This is a genomic window from Paenibacillus kribbensis, from assembly GCF_002240415.1.
Taxonomy (GTDB): domain Bacteria; phylum Bacillota; class Bacilli; order Paenibacillales; family Paenibacillaceae; genus Paenibacillus; species Paenibacillus kribbensis.
Map to the genome: position 1 here is coordinate 490,419 of NZ_CP020028.1, position 19,847 is coordinate 510,265.

Annotated in this window: 21 protein-coding genes; 20 read left to right on the top strand and 1 reads right to left on the bottom strand. The window is 41.9% G+C overall.

The window, feature by feature from the left end:
* The first annotated feature begins 34 nt into the window (after positions 1-34).
* The 11 genes from B4V02_RS02165 to csrA all read left to right on the top strand — a co-directional run bounded on the left by B4V02_RS02165 (position 35) and on the right by csrA (position 9,979).
* Positions 35-475 (top strand): hypothetical protein, encoded by a 441-nt coding sequence (locus tag B4V02_RS02165; RefSeq protein WP_007432712.1) that lies wholly within the window; start codon positions 35-37, stop codon positions 473-475.
* Positions 476-679: 204 nt separating this feature from the next.
* Entirely contained in the window at positions 680-2,800 is a 2,121-nt protein-coding gene (locus tag B4V02_RS02170; protein ID WP_094153604.1) for a helicase-related protein, read from the top strand.
* Between the two features lie 314 nt (positions 2,801-3,114).
* The gene (locus tag B4V02_RS02175; protein WP_244188436.1) at positions 3,115-3,714 is read left to right on the top strand and encodes a ComF family protein; all 600 of its coding nucleotides are present in this window, start codon (positions 3,115-3,117) and stop codon (positions 3,712-3,714) included.
* Between the two features lie 383 nt (positions 3,715-4,097).
* Complete coding sequence (locus B4V02_RS02180; RefSeq protein ID WP_094153606.1) at positions 4,098-4,565, top strand: LysM peptidoglycan-binding domain-containing protein; 468 nt, start codon at positions 4,098-4,100, stop codon at positions 4,563-4,565.
* A 734-nt stretch (positions 4,566-5,299) separates the two neighbouring features.
* Entirely contained in the window at positions 5,300-5,710 is a 411-nt protein-coding gene (locus B4V02_RS02190; RefSeq protein WP_007432707.1) for a TIGR03826 family flagellar region protein, read from the top strand.
* Positions 5,711-5,895: 185 nt separating this feature from the next.
* Entirely contained in the window at positions 5,896-6,171 is a 276-nt protein-coding gene (gene flgM, locus B4V02_RS02195) for a flagellar biosynthesis anti-sigma factor FlgM (RefSeq protein ID WP_007432706.1), read from the top strand.
* 12 nt (positions 6,172-6,183) lie between these two features.
* Positions 6,184-6,681: a flagellar protein FlgN gene (locus B4V02_RS02200; RefSeq protein ID WP_007432705.1), complete on the top strand. Its 498-nt coding sequence runs from the start codon at positions 6,184-6,186 to the stop codon at positions 6,679-6,681.
* A 15-nt stretch (positions 6,682-6,696) separates the two neighbouring features.
* The gene (gene flgK, locus B4V02_RS02205) at positions 6,697-8,277 is read left to right on the top strand and encodes a flagellar hook-associated protein FlgK (RefSeq protein ID WP_094153607.1); all 1,581 of its coding nucleotides are present in this window, start codon (positions 6,697-6,699) and stop codon (positions 8,275-8,277) included.
* A gap of 23 nt (positions 8,278-8,300) precedes the next feature.
* Positions 8,301-9,209, top strand: coding sequence for a flagellar hook-associated protein FlgL (gene flgL, locus B4V02_RS02210; protein ID WP_007432703.1), 909 nt, complete (start codon positions 8,301-8,303; stop codon positions 9,207-9,209).
* Positions 9,210-9,287: 78 nt separating this feature from the next.
* A complete protein-coding gene (gene fliW, locus B4V02_RS02215; protein ID WP_094153608.1) occupies positions 9,288-9,737 on the top strand; it encodes a flagellar assembly protein FliW in 450 nt (149 codons plus the stop codon).
* Positions 9,737-9,979 (top strand): carbon storage regulator CsrA, encoded by a 243-nt coding sequence (csrA, locus tag B4V02_RS02220; RefSeq protein ID WP_007432701.1) that lies wholly within the window; start codon positions 9,737-9,739, stop codon positions 9,977-9,979. Before fliW ends, csrA begins: the two co-directional genes overlap by 1 nt.
* A gap of 66 nt (positions 9,980-10,045) precedes the next feature.
* Here the strand turns inward: csrA and B4V02_RS02225 are convergent, their stop codons facing one another.
* Positions 10,046-11,446 carry a carboxypeptidase-like regulatory domain-containing protein gene (locus B4V02_RS02225; protein ID WP_094153609.1) on the bottom strand — a complete coding sequence of 467 codons (1,401 nt, stop codon included), beginning with the start codon at positions 11,444-11,446 and terminating at the stop codon, positions 10,046-10,048.
* Between the two features lie 275 nt (positions 11,447-11,721).
* On the opposite strand from B4V02_RS02225, the gene B4V02_RS02230 reads away from it, so the two are divergent.
* The 9 genes from B4V02_RS02230 (at position 11,722) to B4V02_RS02270 (ending at position 19,833) form a co-directional block, all read left to right on the top strand.
* Positions 11,722-12,489 (top strand): flagellin N-terminal helical domain-containing protein, encoded by a 768-nt coding sequence (locus B4V02_RS02230; RefSeq protein ID WP_007432699.1) that lies wholly within the window; start codon positions 11,722-11,724, stop codon positions 12,487-12,489.
* Positions 12,490-12,668: 179 nt separating this feature from the next.
* A complete protein-coding gene (locus tag B4V02_RS02235) occupies positions 12,669-13,016 on the top strand; it encodes a flagellar protein FlaG (protein ID WP_094153610.1) in 348 nt (115 codons plus the stop codon).
* 12 nt (positions 13,017-13,028) lie between these two features.
* A complete protein-coding gene (gene fliD / locus B4V02_RS02240) occupies positions 13,029-14,537 on the top strand; it encodes a flagellar filament capping protein FliD (protein WP_094153611.1) in 1,509 nt (502 codons plus the stop codon).
* A gap of 17 nt (positions 14,538-14,554) precedes the next feature.
* Complete coding sequence (gene fliS / locus B4V02_RS02245; protein WP_007432696.1) at positions 14,555-14,938, top strand: flagellar export chaperone FliS; 384 nt, start codon at positions 14,555-14,557, stop codon at positions 14,936-14,938.
* Entirely contained in the window at positions 14,938-15,282 is a 345-nt protein-coding gene (locus B4V02_RS02250; protein WP_094153612.1) for a hypothetical protein, read from the top strand. Before fliS ends, B4V02_RS02250 begins: the two co-directional genes overlap by 1 nt.
* A 115-nt stretch (positions 15,283-15,397) precedes the next feature.
* Positions 15,398-17,188: a motility associated factor glycosyltransferase family protein gene (locus tag B4V02_RS02255; protein ID WP_244188521.1), complete on the top strand. Its 1,791-nt coding sequence runs from the start codon at positions 15,398-15,400 to the stop codon at positions 17,186-17,188.
* A 21-nt stretch (positions 17,189-17,209) separates the two neighbouring features.
* Positions 17,210-18,205, top strand: coding sequence for a UDP-N-acetylglucosamine 4,6-dehydratase family protein (locus B4V02_RS02260; protein WP_068497233.1), 996 nt, complete (start codon positions 17,210-17,212; stop codon positions 18,203-18,205).
* 135 nt (positions 18,206-18,340) lie between these two features.
* Entirely contained in the window at positions 18,341-19,087 is a 747-nt protein-coding gene (locus tag B4V02_RS02265; RefSeq protein WP_094153614.1) for a crotonobetainyl-CoA--carnitine CoA-transferase, read from the top strand.
* A gap of 17 nt (positions 19,088-19,104) precedes the next feature.
* On the top strand, positions 19,105-19,833 hold the full coding sequence (locus tag B4V02_RS02270; RefSeq protein WP_094153615.1) for a cytidylyltransferase domain-containing protein: 729 nt from the start codon (positions 19,105-19,107) through the stop codon (positions 19,831-19,833).
* Positions 19,834-19,847: the final 14 nt, after the last annotated feature.

Below are 19,847 nucleotides of genomic sequence, written 5' to 3' on the forward strand. Positions count from 1 at the left end.
ATATATTGTCGCTATAGGAGGAGGTGGAACCTTCGTGACGGCTCACTTGGTTTGGATATTGCTTATATACGGTCTAGGAGCCGCGGTCGTGCATCTCATGTATATACGACAGGCGGTTCAGGCTTATCGCAATGGTGAAGATGCGCACTCATTATCTCCGGAGCATCGTGCGACCCGCTATATTGTGATTACGTCCAATGACGGAGATCGTGTGGAATGGGTGATGCGTTCGTTAAGCATACTTGCTTGGCTACACCGGAGGCCGCTGCATGTGACGGTACTGGATGATGAGTCCATGGACGACACACTGCCGATTCTGACACGGATGGTGCGTTATAGCCATATGGAAATTTCAGTTATTTCACGTCGTTTCTCACCGGGGGGCCCGGTTTTACCGAAGTCAGGCGGTGAAAAGCAGGTTGTTATTGATCTTAGAACAGCCAACCCGTTGGCAGATACCCCACTTGTTCCTTAATGACAGGGAATTGTGGACACAAGGCTCGAAATCGGATATAAATATTAATAAGCAATTGCATATGCAAGATGGTACGGATCTTGTTGAGGTTCGATTGATGTGAAGCACACTTCAGGCTATAAGCCATAGGAGTGTGCTTTTTTGTTTTTATCTGGTGTGATAAGAGACAGAAAAAATGATCGTGATAGGCGGGAGGGATATACGATGAAAATTGCAGTATATGCGGTTAGGTATATGGGGCATTGGAATCTACGATTATCTGTGGATATTCGAGTAGATATGTCATGGTGGATGCAACGAAATGAGGGACAAAAGAATATTGTTGAAAGGTGGGTGTTATTAGGAGAAGGGCTTCCATTGCCTTGGGGAACAAAACTGTGTGAAACATTCAAGGAACTGGCGGATATGAAGCGATGGGGGAATAAGCAATGGTGGCGATATATTCTTTCCAACCTAAAGAATGAGCTGTCTCTGGAACCTTTTGGCGGACAACGAATTTTAACTGGAGAAGCAGACCATATATGCATTTGGGATCATGTACAAGGCTGGATCTCAGGTGCAGAAAATGAGGGGGAAAGACGAGAAATACAAGGAACATTATGTTTTATTCAAGAAAAGGAACGCTGCAGTGGAATTGAAGAACTGGATATGCAGTGTGTGGCACGCCAAGCAGATGAGTTGGTTGAATTGCTAACAGGACGCCAGTTGCTCGTACCGGAAGCCGAAGCGCTGTTGGCAGAGGCAGCGCCAGGTTTGGAGCGTGCTTGGCGCTCAGCTGCGCAACTAGCATATCTGCAAGGCCGGCTCAGCTTTGCTGCTGGCCTCGCTCCCGCACCACGTGCACGCTGCTCTGCCGCGCGTGCACATGAACTCCGCTGCAACCGTTGTGGCAGCGGGGTGGTGCACCGCACGAGCTGCGCATCGTGCGGACGCAAGGCGTGCGCCTACTGCGAGACTTGTCTCGCACTTGGGCGCAGCCGTGAATGCTCGCTGCTGCTGCGCGGTGCAGCGAAACCCGCCGTGCCGCGCACGGCAGCAGCAGCCCCAGCGGCGGAACTCGACCGCTGGGGGCTGAGCCCTGCGCAACGTGCCGCCGCCGAAGCGGCACTGCGCTTTTTGGCCGCACCACCTGTGGAGGTGCGGAGACGCTCCCGCCCGGAAGGCCACTGGCTGCGGGCGTGCGCATTGTTCCGGCGCGGCATGGTTGCGTGCCGGGGCTCAGGCGCTGCCGCTGCGCATGGCAGCACTCTTGCCCGCAGCGGGCAGCCTTCGCCCAAATCTGGCGAGCGTGCCTGGGGGATCACTGCACGGCAAGTCAACGATTTCGCGGCAGAACGTTTTCTGCTCTGGGCCGTGACTGGCGCAGGCAAAACGGAGATGATGTTTCCGCTCTTACAGCATGTGTTGGAGCGCGGAGGGACAGCGCTTGTAGCAACACCGCGCCGGGATGTGGTACTGGAGTTGGCACCTCGTTTGGCAGTTGCTTTTCCCCAAGCTAGCATGGTAACGCTCTATGGAGGAAGCGCAGAACGTTGGCAAAGAGGACAGCTGACACTGGCAACGACACACCAGCTATTGCGTTATCGTCATGCCTTTGATCTGGTAGTGATTGACGAGATTGACGCGTTTCCTTATCACAATGATCCTATGCTCGCTTTTGCTGCACAAGCTGTATGTAAACCAGAGGGCAAGTTTATCTATTTGTCTGCTACGCCACCGCATGCCCTGCAGAAAGAGGCTGCACGCGGCTGGCTGCCACACGCCAAGGTTCCCGTTCGTTTTCATCGTCATCCCTTACCTGTTCCATTTCGCTTGGGGACTTCTCCAGTGAAGCAGTGGCTGCAAAAAGCTCAGCTTCCCGCGTCCTTGATCCAGCATCTGCGTGTATCTATACAACGTGGAGCGCAGATCTTTTTGTTTGTGACACGAATTTCACATATTCAGGGTCTTGTAGAGCTTCTGATTAAATACTTACCTGATGTTCCTATTGCGGGTACCTCATCACAGGATGAAGAGCGAACCGCTAAAGTACGCTTATTCCGAGCTACTGAAATACGTGTACTGGTTACAACCACTATTTTAGAGCGGGGCGTGACTGTTCCACGAAGCGATGTGTACATACTGGACGCGGACAGCAGCCTTTTTGATGAGGCCTCTCTCGTCCAAATGGCGGGTCGCGCGGGAAGATCCAAGGATGACCCGTGTGGTAGCGTTATTTTTACATCTCCCCAATGGACTCGTGGTCAAAAGAGAGCAATCAGACAGATTCAACGCATGAATACACTAGCACGAAAAAAAGGCTATCTGAAGGAGAAAAAGCATTAAATGCAGTAAATAAAAAAAGTTTTTTTAGAAATATGAAACCTGAAACGATGTCGGTACGTAAACTACCAAGAAAGGTGCATTCTGGTATGGGGATGATTTCCAAAACCCGCCTTTTTATGAATTGGCTACTCCATCGTCAGTCCCAAACATGTATCTCTTGTGGCACTCTCACAGGGCATTTTTCCGAGTACTCCGGGATTTGTACTTCTTGTTCTGCTCAAATTCCTTGGATTTACAAAATTCGGTGTGTTCATTGCGGGCGCCCGACATTTTGTCCGGACTGTATAAGGCTTGTCCGATCGGCACGCTACTATGTGTGTAATCGGAGTGCAACCAGCTACACGCCGATGATGAGAGAATGGATTGGACAGTTCAAATATCGTGGGAATGAAAAGTATGCTTCTGCGTTGGGCGAGATAATGAACCGAGCCTATCGGGCGATGAGACATGAGTTTACAGGCCATCGCGGTTCTGTTCCCAAACGATCTTTGTGGAATGTAGACGTTGTGACCTGTGTTCCGGTAAGTGAGACGAGACTGGCAGAACGGGGCTTCAATCAGGCTCAAGTTTTGGCGAAAGAGATTGCCAGGCGAAATAAGCTCCCTTTCGTATCTTTACTTGCTCGTCCACAAGATACAGGCAAACAGAGCTTTAAAACCAAAAAGGAACGCATAAGCACAATGGATAATGCCTTTGCTGTTATCCCTGATAAGGCGAAGTTGTTGAAGTCTCTTGTTTTAAAAGCTGATTCTCGATATACATCGGCGAGGATGCAGTCTGTTACTGTTTTGCTCGTAGACGATATCTATACAACAGGTAGCACCTTGCAGGCGTGTGCGCGTGTTTTAGGTGAAGAGGCAGCAGAGCAAGGAGTACATTTGGCTATTTTTTGCCTGACTTTAGCAAGATCATAAGTCTAAATTTTCTGTATTTGCCGTGGAACGATTGTTTTGAAACTATGAAATAAAGATTGAAATTGCCTTAAAAATGGCTTAATAGGTAGAGTAGAGTTCTTTTACACCACGAAATCAGCAGAATTTGACAACGAGCTAGAAAGAGATATATAATAAAAATATAGAGACAAACAAAAAGTAAGGAAGTGAGGGATGAATTAAGAATATTTCAATTTAGAGGTTGATTTTTTTGGAAAAGAGGAGTACAATTTCTATCTGTTGATAGCTAACATGAATTGGTAATGAGTTGGCTAACGACAAACAGAGCGGACATTGGGAGTGTCTCGCTCAGTAGTAAAGCAGTTAATTAAAATTTAAAGCTAAAAAAGAGGAGAGAAAAAATCATGAAAAACGTAATGAAAAAAGTAGCAGTATCTAGTATGCTGGCAGTTAGCTTAGGTGCAGTATCTTTGTTGAGTCCACTCGCAACAGGTCAAGTAATGGCAGCATCAGGACAAGATCGTGAAAAAGATAGAGCTGAAGAACAACTGATCATTCAACAACAAGAAGCAGCACAAAAAGCATTCGAAGCTAAAGTTTTTGGAATTAAAGCTACTGAAGAAGCAGCTACAGCACCCGCTCAACCAGCTACTGAGAACAGCAATCAAGCAACAACTACAAAACCAGCAACAACTACTACAACTGAAACACCAGCTACTGTAAACACAATCACAGTAAATGTTCAAGACGGCGACACACTGGCTTCTATTGCAGAAAAATACGGCGTAACTGTCGAAGAACTGGTTAAAATTAACAACCTGATTAAAGTGGGTCAAGAACTGCAAGTACCACAAACAAACACAAATAAATAATTATTATTATGAATGCATAATAATATGTGTTTATTAAACCAAGTGTTTGACTATAGTATACGGGAAGGCCTCTATTAAAACAATGCTTTTTTGAATAATTGTTTGTTTTTTTTGGGCTGCAAATTTTCAATAATGCATCTATCTTGATTTCAAATAGTTTATGAATTGAGATGAGGATAGTTGCATAAGATTTATGAATCCCCACACTCCATGTGCGGAGCATTCGTATGGGCGCCGATCCCCCGGATTTACAGCATTTGCTTGAAGCATTCGGGGCACAGGTGAACATGAATTCTTCTGAGGATTGTTTCGCCCGGTTTTCCCCTCAGCTTGATCTGCATTTCTACGTTTGATCATATTCATATATAGCTATTTTAATTATAATGAAGCGCTATTCCCGAAAATTACTGGAATGGCGCTTATTTTATTTTTTAATCTTAAATAAGTTGCCTTTTTTGACGATAAATAGATACATGCCATAGGCTGAGATGTAACGATTCGTTGGCTTCCTTAATTTGTATGTCATTTGAATAACGATACATATAAATGTAGAGAAAATTTTGCTGCTGGAGTATTATCATCTATATTTTAATTATGATAACGTACAAAATGTGTAGTTGTGTAAAATCTGAGAATCATTTTTGAAATATTTGCTAGACGAAGCTCTTCAGTATAAGGTAATGTAAGGATAAAAGTAATTAGAGACCGGAAATTGGAAAGGGGCGCTGCAGAGGATGAATTTGGATAACTGTCCCCGCTGTGGAAAGCTGTTTATTATGAATGTCAGAGGAATCTGCCAGAATTGTATTAAAGAAATCGAGCTTGAATATGAGCGCTGCGTCAAACATATACGTGAAAATAAAGGGATTAATATGCATGAGCTTTCTGACGCTACTGGGGTATCCGTTAAGCAAATCACAACATTTATACGTGAGGGGCGCATTTCCATTGCTAATGCACCCAATATGACGTATCCTTGCGAAGTATGCGGAATACCGATTCGTGAAGGACACATGTGCGATTCTTGTCGAACAAGACTGACCAAAGACCTGCATCAGGCCGCGCGTGAAAGCAGTAATCAGGAGCAAAGTAACAATATGGGCAAAGGTGCCTACAGCGCAATTGATAAACTCCGTGAAAAGTAGTACAGGGGAATTAAAAACACGTTTAGCTATTCAAAAAGTTTCAAATAGCGCCGATAATCTTTATAGAGCTTATCGGTTTTTTTATTTTTAGCAAACATGCACAAAATAAAGAATACGAATTATGTTCGACGCTATGTCGTCTGATACATTCTGACCATATCAAATAACTAAGGAAGGTGGAAGTTATGAAAATTAACGAGACCAACCGCATCGGAGCGATTAATCCATACCAGCGAAATATGGAAACAGGACGCCAGGAGGAGCAAAAGAAATCCCGTCGCAAGGATGAGGTCTCCATTTCCCCGGAAGCAATGGAAATGTTGAACCGCAGCAGCGATACAGATCGAGTTAAAAAGATTCAGGATCTTAAGCAGCAAGTGGCTTCTGGAACATATCGTGTGGATGCAGACAAAATTGCAGAGAAGCTGTTGCCTTACTTCAAGCAGTCTTCCGAAAGTTAGGTGAAGTAAAATATGCCTTTAGAGCGCCTGATTGATGTGCTGGAGCAGCTGAGAGAGGCTCATGAGCAGTTGATTGCACTAGGAACTCAAAAGAAAGAAGCACTGATATCTAATAAGGTAGATCAGCTCATTTTAGTCATGAATCAGGAATCGAAGCTTTCCAAACTTATTGATCAACTTGAAGAGCAACGTATTTCCTCTGCATATGAGTTTTTGCAGGAACGCGGAATTAAATCTAAGTTGAACTTAACCATTACAGAGTTGTCTCGTCTTGTTTTTGACCCTCAAGACAAGCAGAGGTTGCTGAGCATTCAAACACGGCTTTCTGAGACGTTGAACAAACTTAAGCAGCTTAATGAGTTGAACCGTCAGCTTATAGAGCAGGCACTCTCATACATTGATTTTTCTGTAGAAACGATGTCTTATTACGAGGAATCCGAAACAACGTATCATCGACCAGATGAAAAAAATTCTACTATTCGCTCAGGGTTATTCGACACTCGAGCCTAATTGCAGGAGGAAAATATGACCTCGACATTTCATGCTATAGAAACTGCGAAAAGAAGCTTAAATACACAAACCGCAGCACTAAATACAACCGGACACAATATCTCAAATGCCAACACAGCTGGTTACTCCAGACAAGTGGTCAGTATGAAGGCAACCGATTCTATGGAAGCCTATGGTTTGAATCGTTCCGTTGTAAGAGGACAATTGGGAACAGGTGTCGAGTTCAGCGCGATTGAGCGGGTACGTCAGACATTTCTGGATGACCAGTATCGCAATGAAAACTCCTCTTTAGGTGGATGGGATATCCGCTACGATACTTTGAATAAGCTCGAAACAATTATGAACGAGCCCTCTGACACAGGAATGCGCAAGGTCATGGATAATTTCTGGAATGCTTGGTCGGATTTAAGTCAAGATCCCCAAGATGTAACTAACCGTAAAATCGTAAAAGAAACGACGCTGGCATTGACGGATGCATTGAATCAGACAAGCAAACAGCTTGATGCGTTAGATTCTGATTTAACCAATAATATTACCTTGAAAACAACAGAAATGAATGCTCTTCTCCAAACTGTAGCAGATTTAAACGGAAACATCACCAAGTTGGAGTCATTGGGAGATAATCCAAATGACTTGAGAGATCAGCGGGATTACGCGATCGATAAGTTGTCTAAACTGGCTAATGTACAGGTTACTCAACTGGATGATGGGTATCAAGTAACAGTAGCTGGGCAAGTAGCTGTAGCTGGTACTGTGGTTACACCATTAACCGCAGACGGTCTTCAGGCTGCTTTTACAGGTGGCACCTTGACTGGCGGCGAAGTTTACGGAATGGTATTATCGCGTGACAGATATGTTGCGGATTACAAAAACCAGATGAACCAATTGGCTAACACACTGGCTAATGGGAATATTGAAGTTACTCTTCCTAAAGGAACTGTGCTTCCTGAAGGAACAGTATTGAATACAGGACCGAATAATTCAGCGGTTACTTATTCTAATGCTAATAATAACCGGACTTTAACGAGCGATTTGAAAGTTACTGTCCAAGGTATCAATGGTCTTCACCAGTTGGGTTATACAATTAGTGGGACAACTCCTACCAAAGGGGACGCTTTTTTTACCTCTAAAGACGGAGCTGCGATTACAGCAGGTAATATTACGCTAAATCCCGACATACAAAGTGACCCTAATAAAATTGCAACTTCTCTGCGGGTAGAGGGTACGGGAACGACAGATGAGAAGGTGATACTCGGGAACAACGCTTTAGCTATGGCTATGGCTAACTTGAAAAATGTAAAATTTGATTTCGGGGCAGCTTTATCTAGTCCAACGTCAGTGGATGACTACTTTAGCTCTATTGCCGGACAGCTTGGGGTTCAGACTCAGGAGGCAGAACGTCAATCGAAGAACGCACAACTACTGACAGAGCAAGTAGATTTGAGCAGACAGTCTGTCAGCGGAGTATCTTTGGATGAGGAGATGTCCAATCTGATTAAGTTCCAACATGCTTATAGTGCGGCTTCACGTTTTATGACGACATTTGATCAATTGCTGGACAAGCTGATTAATAGCACAGGCCGTGTAGGACTCTAATTAAAATTAGTAGGAGGTAGCGTATGGCGATTCGAGTAACCTCGGGGATGATGAGCATGCAAACGCTCAGTAACCTGAATCGTAACTATAGCAATATGAATAAAATGGAGAATCAGATTACAACCGGACGTAAGCTCAATAAACCTTCAGATGATCCTGTGGGTGTAACTTATGCTCTTCGTTACAGATCTGAGCTGGCCTCCAATGAGCAGTATTCCAGCAATGCAGATGCAGCCGTAAGCTGGTTGGATTTTACGGATTCCACTATGCAGCAGGCTGGAGATGTGATGAAACGACTAAAAGAGCTAACAGTTCAAGCCTCAACTGGTACTGTTCCTCAATCCGGATTGGATGCGATTAAGTTAGAGGTGGATCAGCTCAAAGAGCAAATGACCAATATTGGGAATAGCCAGATTCGTGGTAAATATATTTTTAATGGTCAAAAGTATGACCAGGCGCCATACGAGCTTGCTGGTACAATTACTAGCTATGACCAAATTGATACAGATCAAGGTGCTGTAAATTTTGCAATTGGAGATCAATCCACATTTCAGGTGAATACTTCTGGAAGTGAGTTTTTCGGAGCGTCAACGGATGCAGATAACGTTTTTAAAATTATGGATAATTTGAGTGCAGCTTTAGCAAGTGGAAACCAAACGACAGTAGCGAATCAACTCACAGATATTGAATCGCGTTATACCAAAATGCAGTCCAGCCTATCCGAAGTTGGGGCGCGCACGAATCGTGTGGAGCTTGTGCAAGCGCGTCTGGGTGATCGTAATTTGAATTTAACAAATTTGCAGTCTAAGACTGAGGATGCGGATATTGCAAGCTTGATGATTCAGGCGACCTCTGCCCAGACCATATATGAAGCTGCTTTGAAATCATCGGCTCAGATCATGCAGCCATCTCTTATGGATTTTATGAGATGACATTTTGCTTTCTTTGACATTTTGAAGCTATGGACGAAGGTCCGTAGCTTTTTTGTTACTATCTTAGGAGGATGAGGTATGAACCAAAAACATGAAGTAGATGAAAAGGGACAATATAAAACAGAGTCCATTTTTATTTTCCCTAAAGGATTACCCGGTTTCGAGTATTTACGTGAATTTAAGCTACAGGAACATAACGAGTTGTTTAGTATTTTTAGTGCTGTAGAAGAGGCAGGGGTCTCCTTTATAACAATCAACCCTTTTGACTTTGTACATGATTACGAGTTTGAGTTGTCTAATGATGCTCTTGCAGATATTGATGTAACAGAGCGAAAGCAGGTCGCAGTACGTTGTATTGTAACCTGGCACAGTAATAGAGAAAAAATAACGGTCAACTTAATTGCCCCTATCATTTTTAATACGGAAAATTTAAAAGGTAAGCAGATCGTTCTGCAAAGCACGGAATATACAACCAAGCATGCATTATGGCCAGATTTAAAATTGGCAGAGCAAGGCGGTGAGGCCTGATGCTGGTGTTGTCCCGCAAGAAAGGCGAGTCTGTCGTAATTCAGAATAATATTGTTTTAACGGTGCTTTCTGTTGAAGGAGATAACGTTAAAATTGGAATATCTGCCCCTAAAGATATAGATATTTATCGTAAAGAGATTTTCGACGCAATCCAGGATAATAATCAAAGCGCAGCAATGGATCTTAAAACGCTCCAAACTGCAATATTGGAAATGGGAAGAGAGAGTGGCAGCATCGAGTAGCTCTCTGTTAGATTTGAACAAAAAAAGCTGGCCCTCGATTGGGTCAGCTTTTTCGTTCCGTTTATACTATCTTATTTGGTAAGCGAAATGATAGAGACTGTTGATATCGGAGTTTAGCAATTTACCGCCACTGTAAAAGTCGATTGGGATAATATCAAAATAATGTGTACTGACACTGTTGTAGAAAGAGTACTTACCTGCAGCTGAGGTTAAACCATTTACAGGTATCGTAAAGTATCCTTGCTCATTGGTTGTGCCACTTGCCGTGAATACCTTATTATTTATTGTCACAATAATTCTCGTGGTAACAATAGCATTTGCAACAGGATTACCTTGGGCGTCAAACGCTCTGCCGCTAATGGTGATATTATTTTTTATTCTCCATTTTTGTCCATAGCCATAGTTGATAAAACCGTATACTCCACCGTCTGTTGTAATGTTGGAAGTTACCACCCGTGCAACATCAGCATTTTGATAACTCACTGTCAAAGTATATGGAGTGGTAAGATCGAACTTGGATGGTGCAATAACACGGATATAATATTCACCTGCGGATAACTTTATTTGTGCAGTTGTGTTCTGGTTGAGATATCCGAGACTGGTCAAATTAGCGTCATATAAGTCCAGTCGGTATTCGCCGTAAGCTGACGTATTGTTGAGGTTGAGACGTACGGTAGTATCAGAAGACACCTTGATTTTGCTCCAATCCTCATCGAGGATATTGTCAATCGTTTGGCTGCTGCTAAAGGTAGCTGATCCGCGGTTTTTAGCAAACCAAGGATTGTCATCTGGTTCACTGCTGTCATAGCTGTCAGATTGAATAGTATGAACGGTAAATGGCTGGGTGACATCAAATCCCTTATATGATTGGACAAGTATGAAATAATAGCCAGTCCCTGCTACATAGCTGACCTGTTCATATTGCCCTGCTCCCTTTGTAGAATATGAAACTTTGTTTAGCGTTCCTGTGCTTTCATCAAGCTTGTATAGATGAAGATCGTAATCTTTGGTTGTGGATGCCCCTGGATTCAGAAATACAGTCAGTTTATTGGGAATTTCAACACGTGTGAAAAACCAGCGGCTTTCACCCTCTGCAGTAATATAACCTTGTTCGGAATTACCTGATTTAATAAAGATTGCCCCATCGGGTGTAGTATTATAAACATCATATGTGACTGCAGAGACGGAAAATTTATTGTTAGACGAAGTATCAGGTAATGTATTTAACTTTGGATATTTTAAAATTTCCTCCTTGGAGATTGAAAGCGAATTGGATTGGGTTGGTGTTGTATGTAGATCGCTTAAAAGTGTGCTTGAGCCTTTCTTATACATGGAATTCAGAAATTGTACTGGCAGCTGAACAGGTTTGGCTTGAGAAGAACCCGCAAGTGCCGGATTAAAAGAAGATGAGAACCATCCGACTGCAAGGATCAAAACGGATAGCAAACTAATCGTTTTCCGAAACATAATTGAAACACTCCTTATATTAGTATATTTTTTACCACAAGCTTAATATAAGCTAGAGTTCAAAAAATATCAATTATTGGTTAAAATAAAAATTTTTGAGTCGAAGTACTGTTTTCCAAAATAGATTTTTTTGAAAATTTTAAAATGCTATAAACAATACAGCAGCAGGTGTCGATATATAATTTAGAGCGGTAATTCTTCAGGGCGGCCGACCTGCGAAGACGCTTATACCACAAGGACGTGGGAATTAAACCATTTCAGGGAGGAAATTTCAAATGATTATTAACCACAATATTCCTGCATTGAACACTCATCGTAACATGGGTATGAATAATGCTGCAGCAAGTAAAAACATGGAGAAGCTGTCTTCCGGTCTGCGTATCAACCGTGCTGCTGATGACGCTGCTGGTCTCTCCATCTCCGAAAAAATGCGCGGACAAATCCGTGGTCTGGAACAAGCTCAACGTAACGTTCAAGACGGTATTTCTTTTGCGCAAACTGCTGAGGGTGCAATGAACGAAGTATCCTCCATGCTTTCCCGTATGAAAGAACTGAACGTTCAAAAGCTGAACGGAACATATTCTTCCAGCGATAAGAGCAACATTAACATGGAGCTTAACGCACTGGGATCGCAAATCGACAGCATTATGAAAAACACAACATTCAACGGAATCAAAATCACTTCTAACGTAAAAGTACAAGCTGACGATAAAGCCTTTACGATTACAGTTAGTGGTGTTGCTACAGGAGGATTCACTGGTTTGAAATCCTCTTCCACGTTGACAAACGTAAGTGATGCTATTGAAAAAGTTGCTACACAACGTGCTAAACTGGGTGCTGTTCAAAACCGTTTGGAATATACTTCCAACAACTTGGGTACTACAGTTGAGAACCTGACAGCTTCCGAATCTCGTATTCGTGATACTGACATGGCAAAAGAAATGGTTACTTTGTCCAAAAACAACATCTTGCTGCAAGCATCCCAATCCATGCTGGCACAAGCAAACTCTGCGCCACAAGGCGTACTGTCCCTGCTTCGTTAAGATTTTGGGAAGTAAGCGAATTATTAAAGGCTCTGCATTTTGCAGAGTCTTTTTTGTTTTTTTTATATGATTTTTCATAAATAATCTAAATCATTAACCGATATATAGAGTAGGACATCCGATATGAATAGAAGAGAAACAGTGTACGGCATACCATTTTATGAGCGAGGGGTTATGTTATGGAACCGTTGATACCAGCCAATGCAGGAGGTATAGCACCGATTCATGTTTCTGCCGGAGCTAAAAAGGAGGAGGCGTCTGTTGATTCAGCCCAATCTGTAATTTCTGCAAAAGCACAGCAAACACACGAGCAAACCATTCAGCAATTACAGAAGGCAATTGATGCAATTCAAGGTCCGCAAAAAATGTTTGAAATATCTGTACACGAAAAAACCCACGCCATTATGATTAAAGTTTTAAACAAGGAAACGGGCGATCTCATCCGTGAGGTTCCGCCAGAAAAAATCTTGGATTTGGCAGCGAGAATGATGGAAATTACTGGGATTATTGTCGATAAAAAGGTGTAGGGAGGAATATTTATGGTAACGAGAATAAGTGGTTTGGCATCTGGTATGGATATAGATTCTATGGTTAAAAAGTTGATGACAGCTGAGAGCGCTCCGCTGGACAAGCTGAATCAACAGAAGCAGTTAATGGAGTGGAAACGTGAAAGCTATCGGGAGACCAGTGTGAAACTGGTTACCTTTTCGCAAGAATTAAGTAAGCTTAACATGAGTAGTGCAATTAGTGCTCAAAAGGCGAATATCACTGGAAATACGAGTGCGGTTAGTGCAAAGGTTTCTTCATCGGCCAGTGGAATATTGGATGTAAAAGTGACCTCGCTGGCAACCGCATCAAGCACTACTTCTTCTGCAGCGATTGAGCTCAATGCTTCTGCTTCTGCACCAACCGATTGGGGAACTGTTAAGCTACAAGACATTAAAGGTTCGGGAATCTCAGGAACCGTCCCAGTAACAGTAAAAATAGGTGAAGCATCTATAGAGATAGATCCTGTCAATGAAACGATAGATTCTTTTGTTAATAAAATCAATTCAAATAAGCAAGCTGGTGTGAGTGCCATCTATGACTCCGCCACAGGTAAGGTTTCTCTAACAAGTAAAACGACTGGAGCTAAAGATATTGAGCTTAGTGGAGATATATTCTCTGCTTTAAAGCTGGGGAGTACCATTACAGGCGGTGAAGACGCTAAACTCACTGTAAATGGTTTGGATATGACAAGATCCTCCAATACATTCACGATGAATGGTGTCGAACTTACGCTTAATAGTGCCAGTGGAAGTACTTCGACACGCATTGAGGTGGCCAAAGATACAGATAAGCTGGTTGAAACGGTTCAGGGGTTTGTTGACGCGTACAATGATCTTCTCTCTACGTTAAATAATAAAGTAAGTGAAGAACGATACAAAAAATACGCACCTTTAACAACTGACCAAAAAAAGGATATGAGTGATGATGAAATCACACTTTGGACCAATAAAGCTAAAAGTGGAATGCTTAAAAATGACGACATTTTGCAGAGTGCAGCAGCGGATATGCGTAATGCAATGACTCAGGGAGTTAAACTGGACGACGGTACAACAATTAGTCTTGCCCAGCTCGGTATAACAACAGGTACGTATCAGACAAAAGGGAAACTTATTTTAGATACAGATAAGCTGAAAGCTGCTTTAGATAAAGATCCTGATATTGTGACCAACTTTTTCAGTAAGCAGGATTCTGCTACAGCACAAAGTAATAAATATACGGATCAAGACGGGATTTTTGCACGCATGAGAAAAATATCCAATACTTCGCTGCAAAAATTAGCTGACAAGGCAGGAACCTCAAAGGTAAGTACTGATCTTAGTGCTTCATTCCTTATCAACAGCACAATGGGAACAGAGTTAACGAGTATTGACAGAAGAATTACCGATATGACAGCCCGATTGAATATGATAGAAACGAATTACTACAAAAAATTCACAGCTATGGAGACGGCAATTAATAGATATAATAGCACTTCTTCTAGTTTGTCCAGCTTTAGATAAATAAGGAGGTCATACATTTGATTCAATCCCCTTACCAGAAGTATCAGCAGGCTCAAGCCCAAACTGCCTCCAAGCCTAAACTTCTGATTATGCTGTATGATGGGGCAATTCGTTTTACTCGGGCAGGTATAGACGGGATTTTAGATGAAGATTATGGGAAAGCGAACTATAATCTTTGTAAATCACAAGCTATCATCCATGAATTAATATCCGCCTTGAATTTTGACTATCCGATTGCACAGGATTTATTAAGAATTTATGAATATATGCTGCATTGTCTGATTGAGGCTAACGTTCATAAAGATGTGTCCAAGGCTCGGGAAGTAGAGGGACATCTAACGGATCTTCGTGAGGCTTGGGTGGAAGTGAGCAAACTACCAAGCTCGGTCACAGGTAGCTGATGGACAGTAACAGTGTGCAAGCCCTTATTCAAGCATTAAAAGAAATGACAATAGAGATGACTAAACGGCTCTCAATCATGGAAGAGGAAGAATTAGTTACTTTTGTAGATCGTCGACAGGAAATTGTGCATGCAATGGAAAAATATCGTACTTCTCTCACTGAGGAAGACAAACAAGAAATTGGACTCATCTTAGATATGGATGGACCGATATTGAAGCGTATGAATAAGTTGAAAGATGAAGCGGGCAGCTGGATGGAGAAAAAAGGTAATATTCGAATTCAACAAAATGCTTACCAGCGTGCTTATTCGGTTGACAGTCTTTTTATAGACCACCGTAAATAAATGGTATTATAATCTCTCTCAGTCATTACTGGGGGGATTTTTTTTATTTGCAAGGTTCACTCCTTCATGTTACAGTCCGATATATTAATTAAGAAGAATCAATATGAATGGTGGTATGGTCTTGACAATTTTATCAATGAACTTGGCTGCTATACAGTATCGCTTTCCACATGCTGCTAATACAATACTCGAGCTTGAGCCAACTGAGGCTCAGGATCCCAAGTCTTATAATGAACCCGTAGAAAAAGATCATATTTGGTTGGAGGCGGTTCAGCAATCGGTAGAAAATATAGAATGTGTCTTTGTTTATGGATTTGGCCAGGGTCTTGGCATTGCTGACATCCTTGAAATGTATCCTGACCGCTTGCTTTTTGTATATGAACCGGATGAATACCAGTTCCTAAAGTCCATTAGCAGTTATGATATGCGGAGTCTTTTAGAGCATCCCAATTTGTACTGGCTGGCCATTGGTGATTCCCAATTGAACTCACTGTTTTATATGGCGTCTGTCCATATGCAGCGAGAGTTAGCTTTTGTAGCACTTCGTCATTATCTCGAGGTAGAGATGGATGTATTACGTGATGTTAAAGAAAAATTGGAAGAATATAATCACACCTATGAATCAAACCAACGCACGCATCATCTTTTTCGACAGGACTGGATTCGTAACTGTATGTACCAGATGGCAGGGATGCTGACCTCGCCCTCTATTGATGATTTGAAATTTTCCTTTCCCGGTAGTACGGCTTTCATTATCGCTTCAGGCCCGTCACTCCAGCAGGATATTGAGTGGATTAAGCGTGTAAGACCCCATGCTCTTGTTATCGCGGCAGGCTCCAGTATTCAGGCACTAGTTAAACAGGGGATACAGCCGCATTTAGCGGTCACGCTGGATGGGGGGATTATCAATGATAAGGTGTTTTCTCAGCCTGAAACGTTAGAAGCTCCTTTATTGTATGGGTCTACCTCTTATTTTGGAATTACAGACCGCAAGCAGAAAGATACCGTTCATTTTGTGCTAAGCAATGATCATATTTCGCAGTATTATTTAGGAATTGACCGGACACAGGTAGCTATAACGGCAACACCGACGGTTGTAGGCTCAGCTATACAGGCGGCTGTGTGGCTGGGCGCTCGGCGTGTCGTACTGATGGGGCAGGATTTATCCTTCCCAGGTAATAAGTTCTACGCTGATGGATTAGGACATGTTGAAGAATCCCACAAAGCATCGATTGTGGAGAAGGCATTGCAACAGGTATTGAACGTGCACGGTGAATATAATGCAACGAATGAAAGCTTATTGTTTATGAAAGACGCACTAGAGAATTTGTTCGCAGCCTTATCCAGCATTGAATTCATTAATACGACTCGTAACGGGGCCGCGCTAGAGGGAACCGTTTGGAAGCCGATTGAAGAAGTATATGATATGATTGCCGAGGAACATATTGAGCACGATGCAATAGCAAATATTCAACGTAATCAACCCTTTATTATAAATGAAAATCGTATCGAAGAGGTTAAAGGGAAAATACAGCATACGCTCAATGATTTCGCCCAATTCAGGGAAGAATTGAAAGTCATGTTGAAAACGATCGGAAATATTAGAGAGTGGAGCCGAATGAAGCCGCTGAGGTGTCATAATGCGATTGTCGAAATTGAACAACGTTGGACCAGCATTGTAAGTAGAGATTGGTTTGTTCCCATTATAGAAACCGTACTCCCACTGGAAATTGGTCTGTTTGACCAGCAGCAGCCTTTGATCGCTATAGAGCAAAATCTCTCGCGTAAAGCCGATATGATACACAAGCATCTTGGTAAGCTAGGAAATGAAATACTGGATAAAATTCCGATGCTTGAAGAACTGTTTATAGAAGCAATTCGCAGAATAGATAATATAAAGAGTTAAAGGACAAGGGACGTGTTCAAAATGCAGAAGGAAACCTACAAAGGGAAGAAAATATTAATCACAGGTGGAACGGGAACAATAGGGCGTCAACTGGTGCAGAGACTTTTGAAAGATGAGCCGAGTGTAATTCGTATTTTTAGCCGTGATGAGCATAAACAGTATGAAATGAATATAGATTTTCAAGCCCACTCTAATCAATTGCGTTTTCTGATTGGTGATGTGAGAGATCAGCAAAGATTGATGAGAGCAATGGAGGATATTGATTACGTATTCCATTTAGCCGCAATGAAGCACGTGCCTTCGTGTGAGTATAACCCGTTTGAGGCTGTACAAACCAATGTCATAGGTACCCAGAATGTCATTCAAGCGGCTTTGGAGAATGGAGTGAAAAAGGTGCTTTTCACAAGCACGGATAAGGCTATTTCTCCGACCAACACTTATGGTGCAACCAAGCTAACAGCAGAGCGTCTGATTTCGGCTTCTGAATATCAAAAGGGCTCCAAGTCTACTATATTTTCTTCGGTTCGCTTTGGAAATGTGATGGGTTCACGTGGCTCCGTTATTCCATTATTTAAGAAACAAATTTTGGAAAATGACGAAATCACCATTACAGATCCAGAGATGTTGAGATACATGATGACCCCTTCACAGGCGATTGAATTAATCCTGCAGGCTAACGAGGATGCACAGGGGGGGGAAGTCTTTGTCCTGAAAATGCCTGTTGTGCGAATTGGTGACTTAGCCGAAGCGCTCATAAAGGTTTTTTTAGAAAAATCCGGGATCAAAACTAAAGTCGAAGTTAAACGGATAGGACTTCGTCCAGGCGAGAAGATGTTTGAAGAATTAATGACTGAAGACGAACGACTAAATGCTCTAGAAACAGAGCAAATGTATATTATACCGTCACTTTCTAAAAATAAAAATCAAACGTTATCAAATAAGATTATTAAGCCAAATGAGCTTCCAATTGCTAAAAACGTGATTATAGACTGGTTAATATCAGAGAATCTGATTTAATTGTTGTCGAACAGGATATGAAAAATTGAAAATAAACACATGGAAAGAGATTTAAAGAGCATTTGATGTGTTAGTATTTACCGTTCGAGAAGCACTGAAAAAAGAATTCTATAAAAAAATAGGGGAGAGTAACATATGAATTCAATTAGGTATTTAGGAAACTCAAGTAATGAAGAAAAAAAAGGTAAACAAAAATTCGTGGAGATAATGAAGAATTCACCCATTCCTGATGAGGAAATTTTGGATAATATGGGAATTTATCTAAGAAGACAAACTCTCTCAAGGCTATTATACATTAATGAATTATATAAAAAGATTATAAATGTTCATGGAGTTATTATGGAATTTGGAGTGAGATGGGGACAGAATCTGTCGTTATATGAAAATTTAAGAGGTATATATGAACCATATAATTATAATAGAAAAATTATTGGATTTGATACGTTTGAAGGCTTTCCTGAAGTAGATATTAAGGATGGTCAGCACGTCAGTAAAGGAGATTATTCTGTTACTCCTAACTATTTTGAGTACTTGGACAGTGTGATGCAATTTCATGAACAAGAAAGTCCGATTTCCCACATTAAAAAATATGAGTTGATAAAGGGAGATGCAACGGATAGTATTACGACTTATCTATCTGATCATCCTGAAACTATTGTTTCATTAGCATATTTTGATTTTGATTTATATAAACCTACAAAAAAATGCCTGGAGGCTATTTCAAGCCATCTCACAAAAGGAAGTGTTTTAGCTTTTGATGAGCTTAACTATAGTGCACTTCCTGGTGAGACAATCGCTTTAAAAGAAGTATTGGGTTTAAGTCGATATGCCATTAGAAGAGATCCTATGAATCCACTATGTTCTTATATCATTATTGAATAAAAGAAAGGCGAATATTCATGAATATTACTGCCATTATCCAAGCCCGTATGGGATCTACGCGTCTTCCTGGCAAGGTTATGAACAAACTAGGGGATCAGACAGTTCTGGGACATGTGATTAATAGGGTACTTGCAATTCCTACCTTGAACCAGGTCATCGTGGCTACGACCACGGAGACGGAGGATGACCATATTTGTCAGGAGGCAAGCCATTACGGGGTAAACTATTTCAGGGGAAGCCGGGCGAATGTCCTCAGCCGTTACTATGAAGCGGCAAAGGAAGTAAAAGCAGATGTTGTTGTGCGAATTACGTCGGATTGTCCTCTTTTAGACCCACTTATTTCCGATAAAGTCATTACTCATTTTTTGGACAATGATTTAGATTATTCTAGCAGTGGTTTAAGTGGTACTTTTGCACGGGGACTGGATACAGAAGTGTTTACCTTTGATGCTTTAAGCCGATCGTATTTTCATGCCACGAAAGAATATGAATACGAGCACGTTACACCCTACATTTACCAGCATCCTGATTTATTTCATATCCATGCATACAGCAGCAGCACAGATTTTAGTCGATACAGGTTGACGTTAGATACCCCCGAGGATTGGGAGTTGATTTCCAGGATTTATGGGGAGTTATATACAGGAAACATTTTCCATTGGAACGAGATACTTTCGCTACTTGAGCGTCAACCTGAACTGGCGCTGATCAATGCGGAGGTAAAGCAAAAAAAGCTAGGCGAGTAATAAAGTGATGACTG

Excerpts from the sequence above, each read along its gene's own strand:
- B4V02_RS02170 (WP_094153604.1), top strand. The coding sequence starts at position 680 with ATGAAAATTGCAGTATATGCGGTTAGGTATATGGGGCATTGGAATCTA.
- B4V02_RS02180 (WP_094153606.1), top strand. The coding sequence starts at position 4,098 with ATGAAAAACGTAATGAAAAAAGTAGCAGTATCTAGTATGCTGGCAGTT.
- B4V02_RS02190 (WP_007432707.1), top strand. The coding sequence starts at position 5,300 with ATGAATTTGGATAACTGTCCCCGCTGTGGAAAGCTGTTTATTATGAAT.
- flgM (WP_007432706.1), top strand. The coding sequence starts at position 5,896 with ATGAAAATTAACGAGACCAACCGCATCGGAGCGATTAATCCATACCAG.
- B4V02_RS02200 (WP_007432705.1), top strand. The coding sequence starts at position 6,184 with ATGCCTTTAGAGCGCCTGATTGATGTGCTGGAGCAGCTGAGAGAGGCT.
- flgK (WP_094153607.1), top strand. The coding sequence starts at position 6,697 with ATGACCTCGACATTTCATGCTATAGAAACTGCGAAAAGAAGCTTAAAT.
- flgL (WP_007432703.1), top strand. The coding sequence starts at position 8,301 with ATGGCGATTCGAGTAACCTCGGGGATGATGAGCATGCAAACGCTCAGT.
- fliW (WP_094153608.1), top strand. The coding sequence starts at position 9,288 with ATGAACCAAAAACATGAAGTAGATGAAAAGGGACAATATAAAACAGAG.
- csrA (WP_007432701.1), top strand. The coding sequence starts at position 9,737 with ATGCTGGTGTTGTCCCGCAAGAAAGGCGAGTCTGTCGTAATTCAGAAT.
- B4V02_RS02225 (WP_094153609.1), bottom strand. The coding sequence starts at position 11,446 with ATGTTTCGGAAAACGATTAGTTTGCTATCCGTTTTGATCCTTGCAGTC.
- B4V02_RS02230 (WP_007432699.1), top strand. The coding sequence starts at position 11,722 with ATGATTATTAACCACAATATTCCTGCATTGAACACTCATCGTAACATG.
- B4V02_RS02235 (WP_094153610.1), top strand. The coding sequence starts at position 12,669 with ATGGAACCGTTGATACCAGCCAATGCAGGAGGTATAGCACCGATTCAT.
- fliD (WP_094153611.1), top strand. The coding sequence starts at position 13,029 with ATGGTAACGAGAATAAGTGGTTTGGCATCTGGTATGGATATAGATTCT.
- B4V02_RS02250 (WP_094153612.1), top strand. The coding sequence starts at position 14,938 with ATGGACAGTAACAGTGTGCAAGCCCTTATTCAAGCATTAAAAGAAATG.
- B4V02_RS02255 (WP_244188521.1), top strand. The coding sequence starts at position 15,398 with ATGGTCTTGACAATTTTATCAATGAACTTGGCTGCTATACAGTATCGC.
- B4V02_RS02260 (WP_068497233.1), top strand. The coding sequence starts at position 17,210 with ATGCAGAAGGAAACCTACAAAGGGAAGAAAATATTAATCACAGGTGGA.
- B4V02_RS02265 (WP_094153614.1), top strand. The coding sequence starts at position 18,341 with ATGAATTCAATTAGGTATTTAGGAAACTCAAGTAATGAAGAAAAAAAA.
- B4V02_RS02270 (WP_094153615.1), top strand. The coding sequence starts at position 19,105 with ATGAATATTACTGCCATTATCCAAGCCCGTATGGGATCTACGCGTCTT.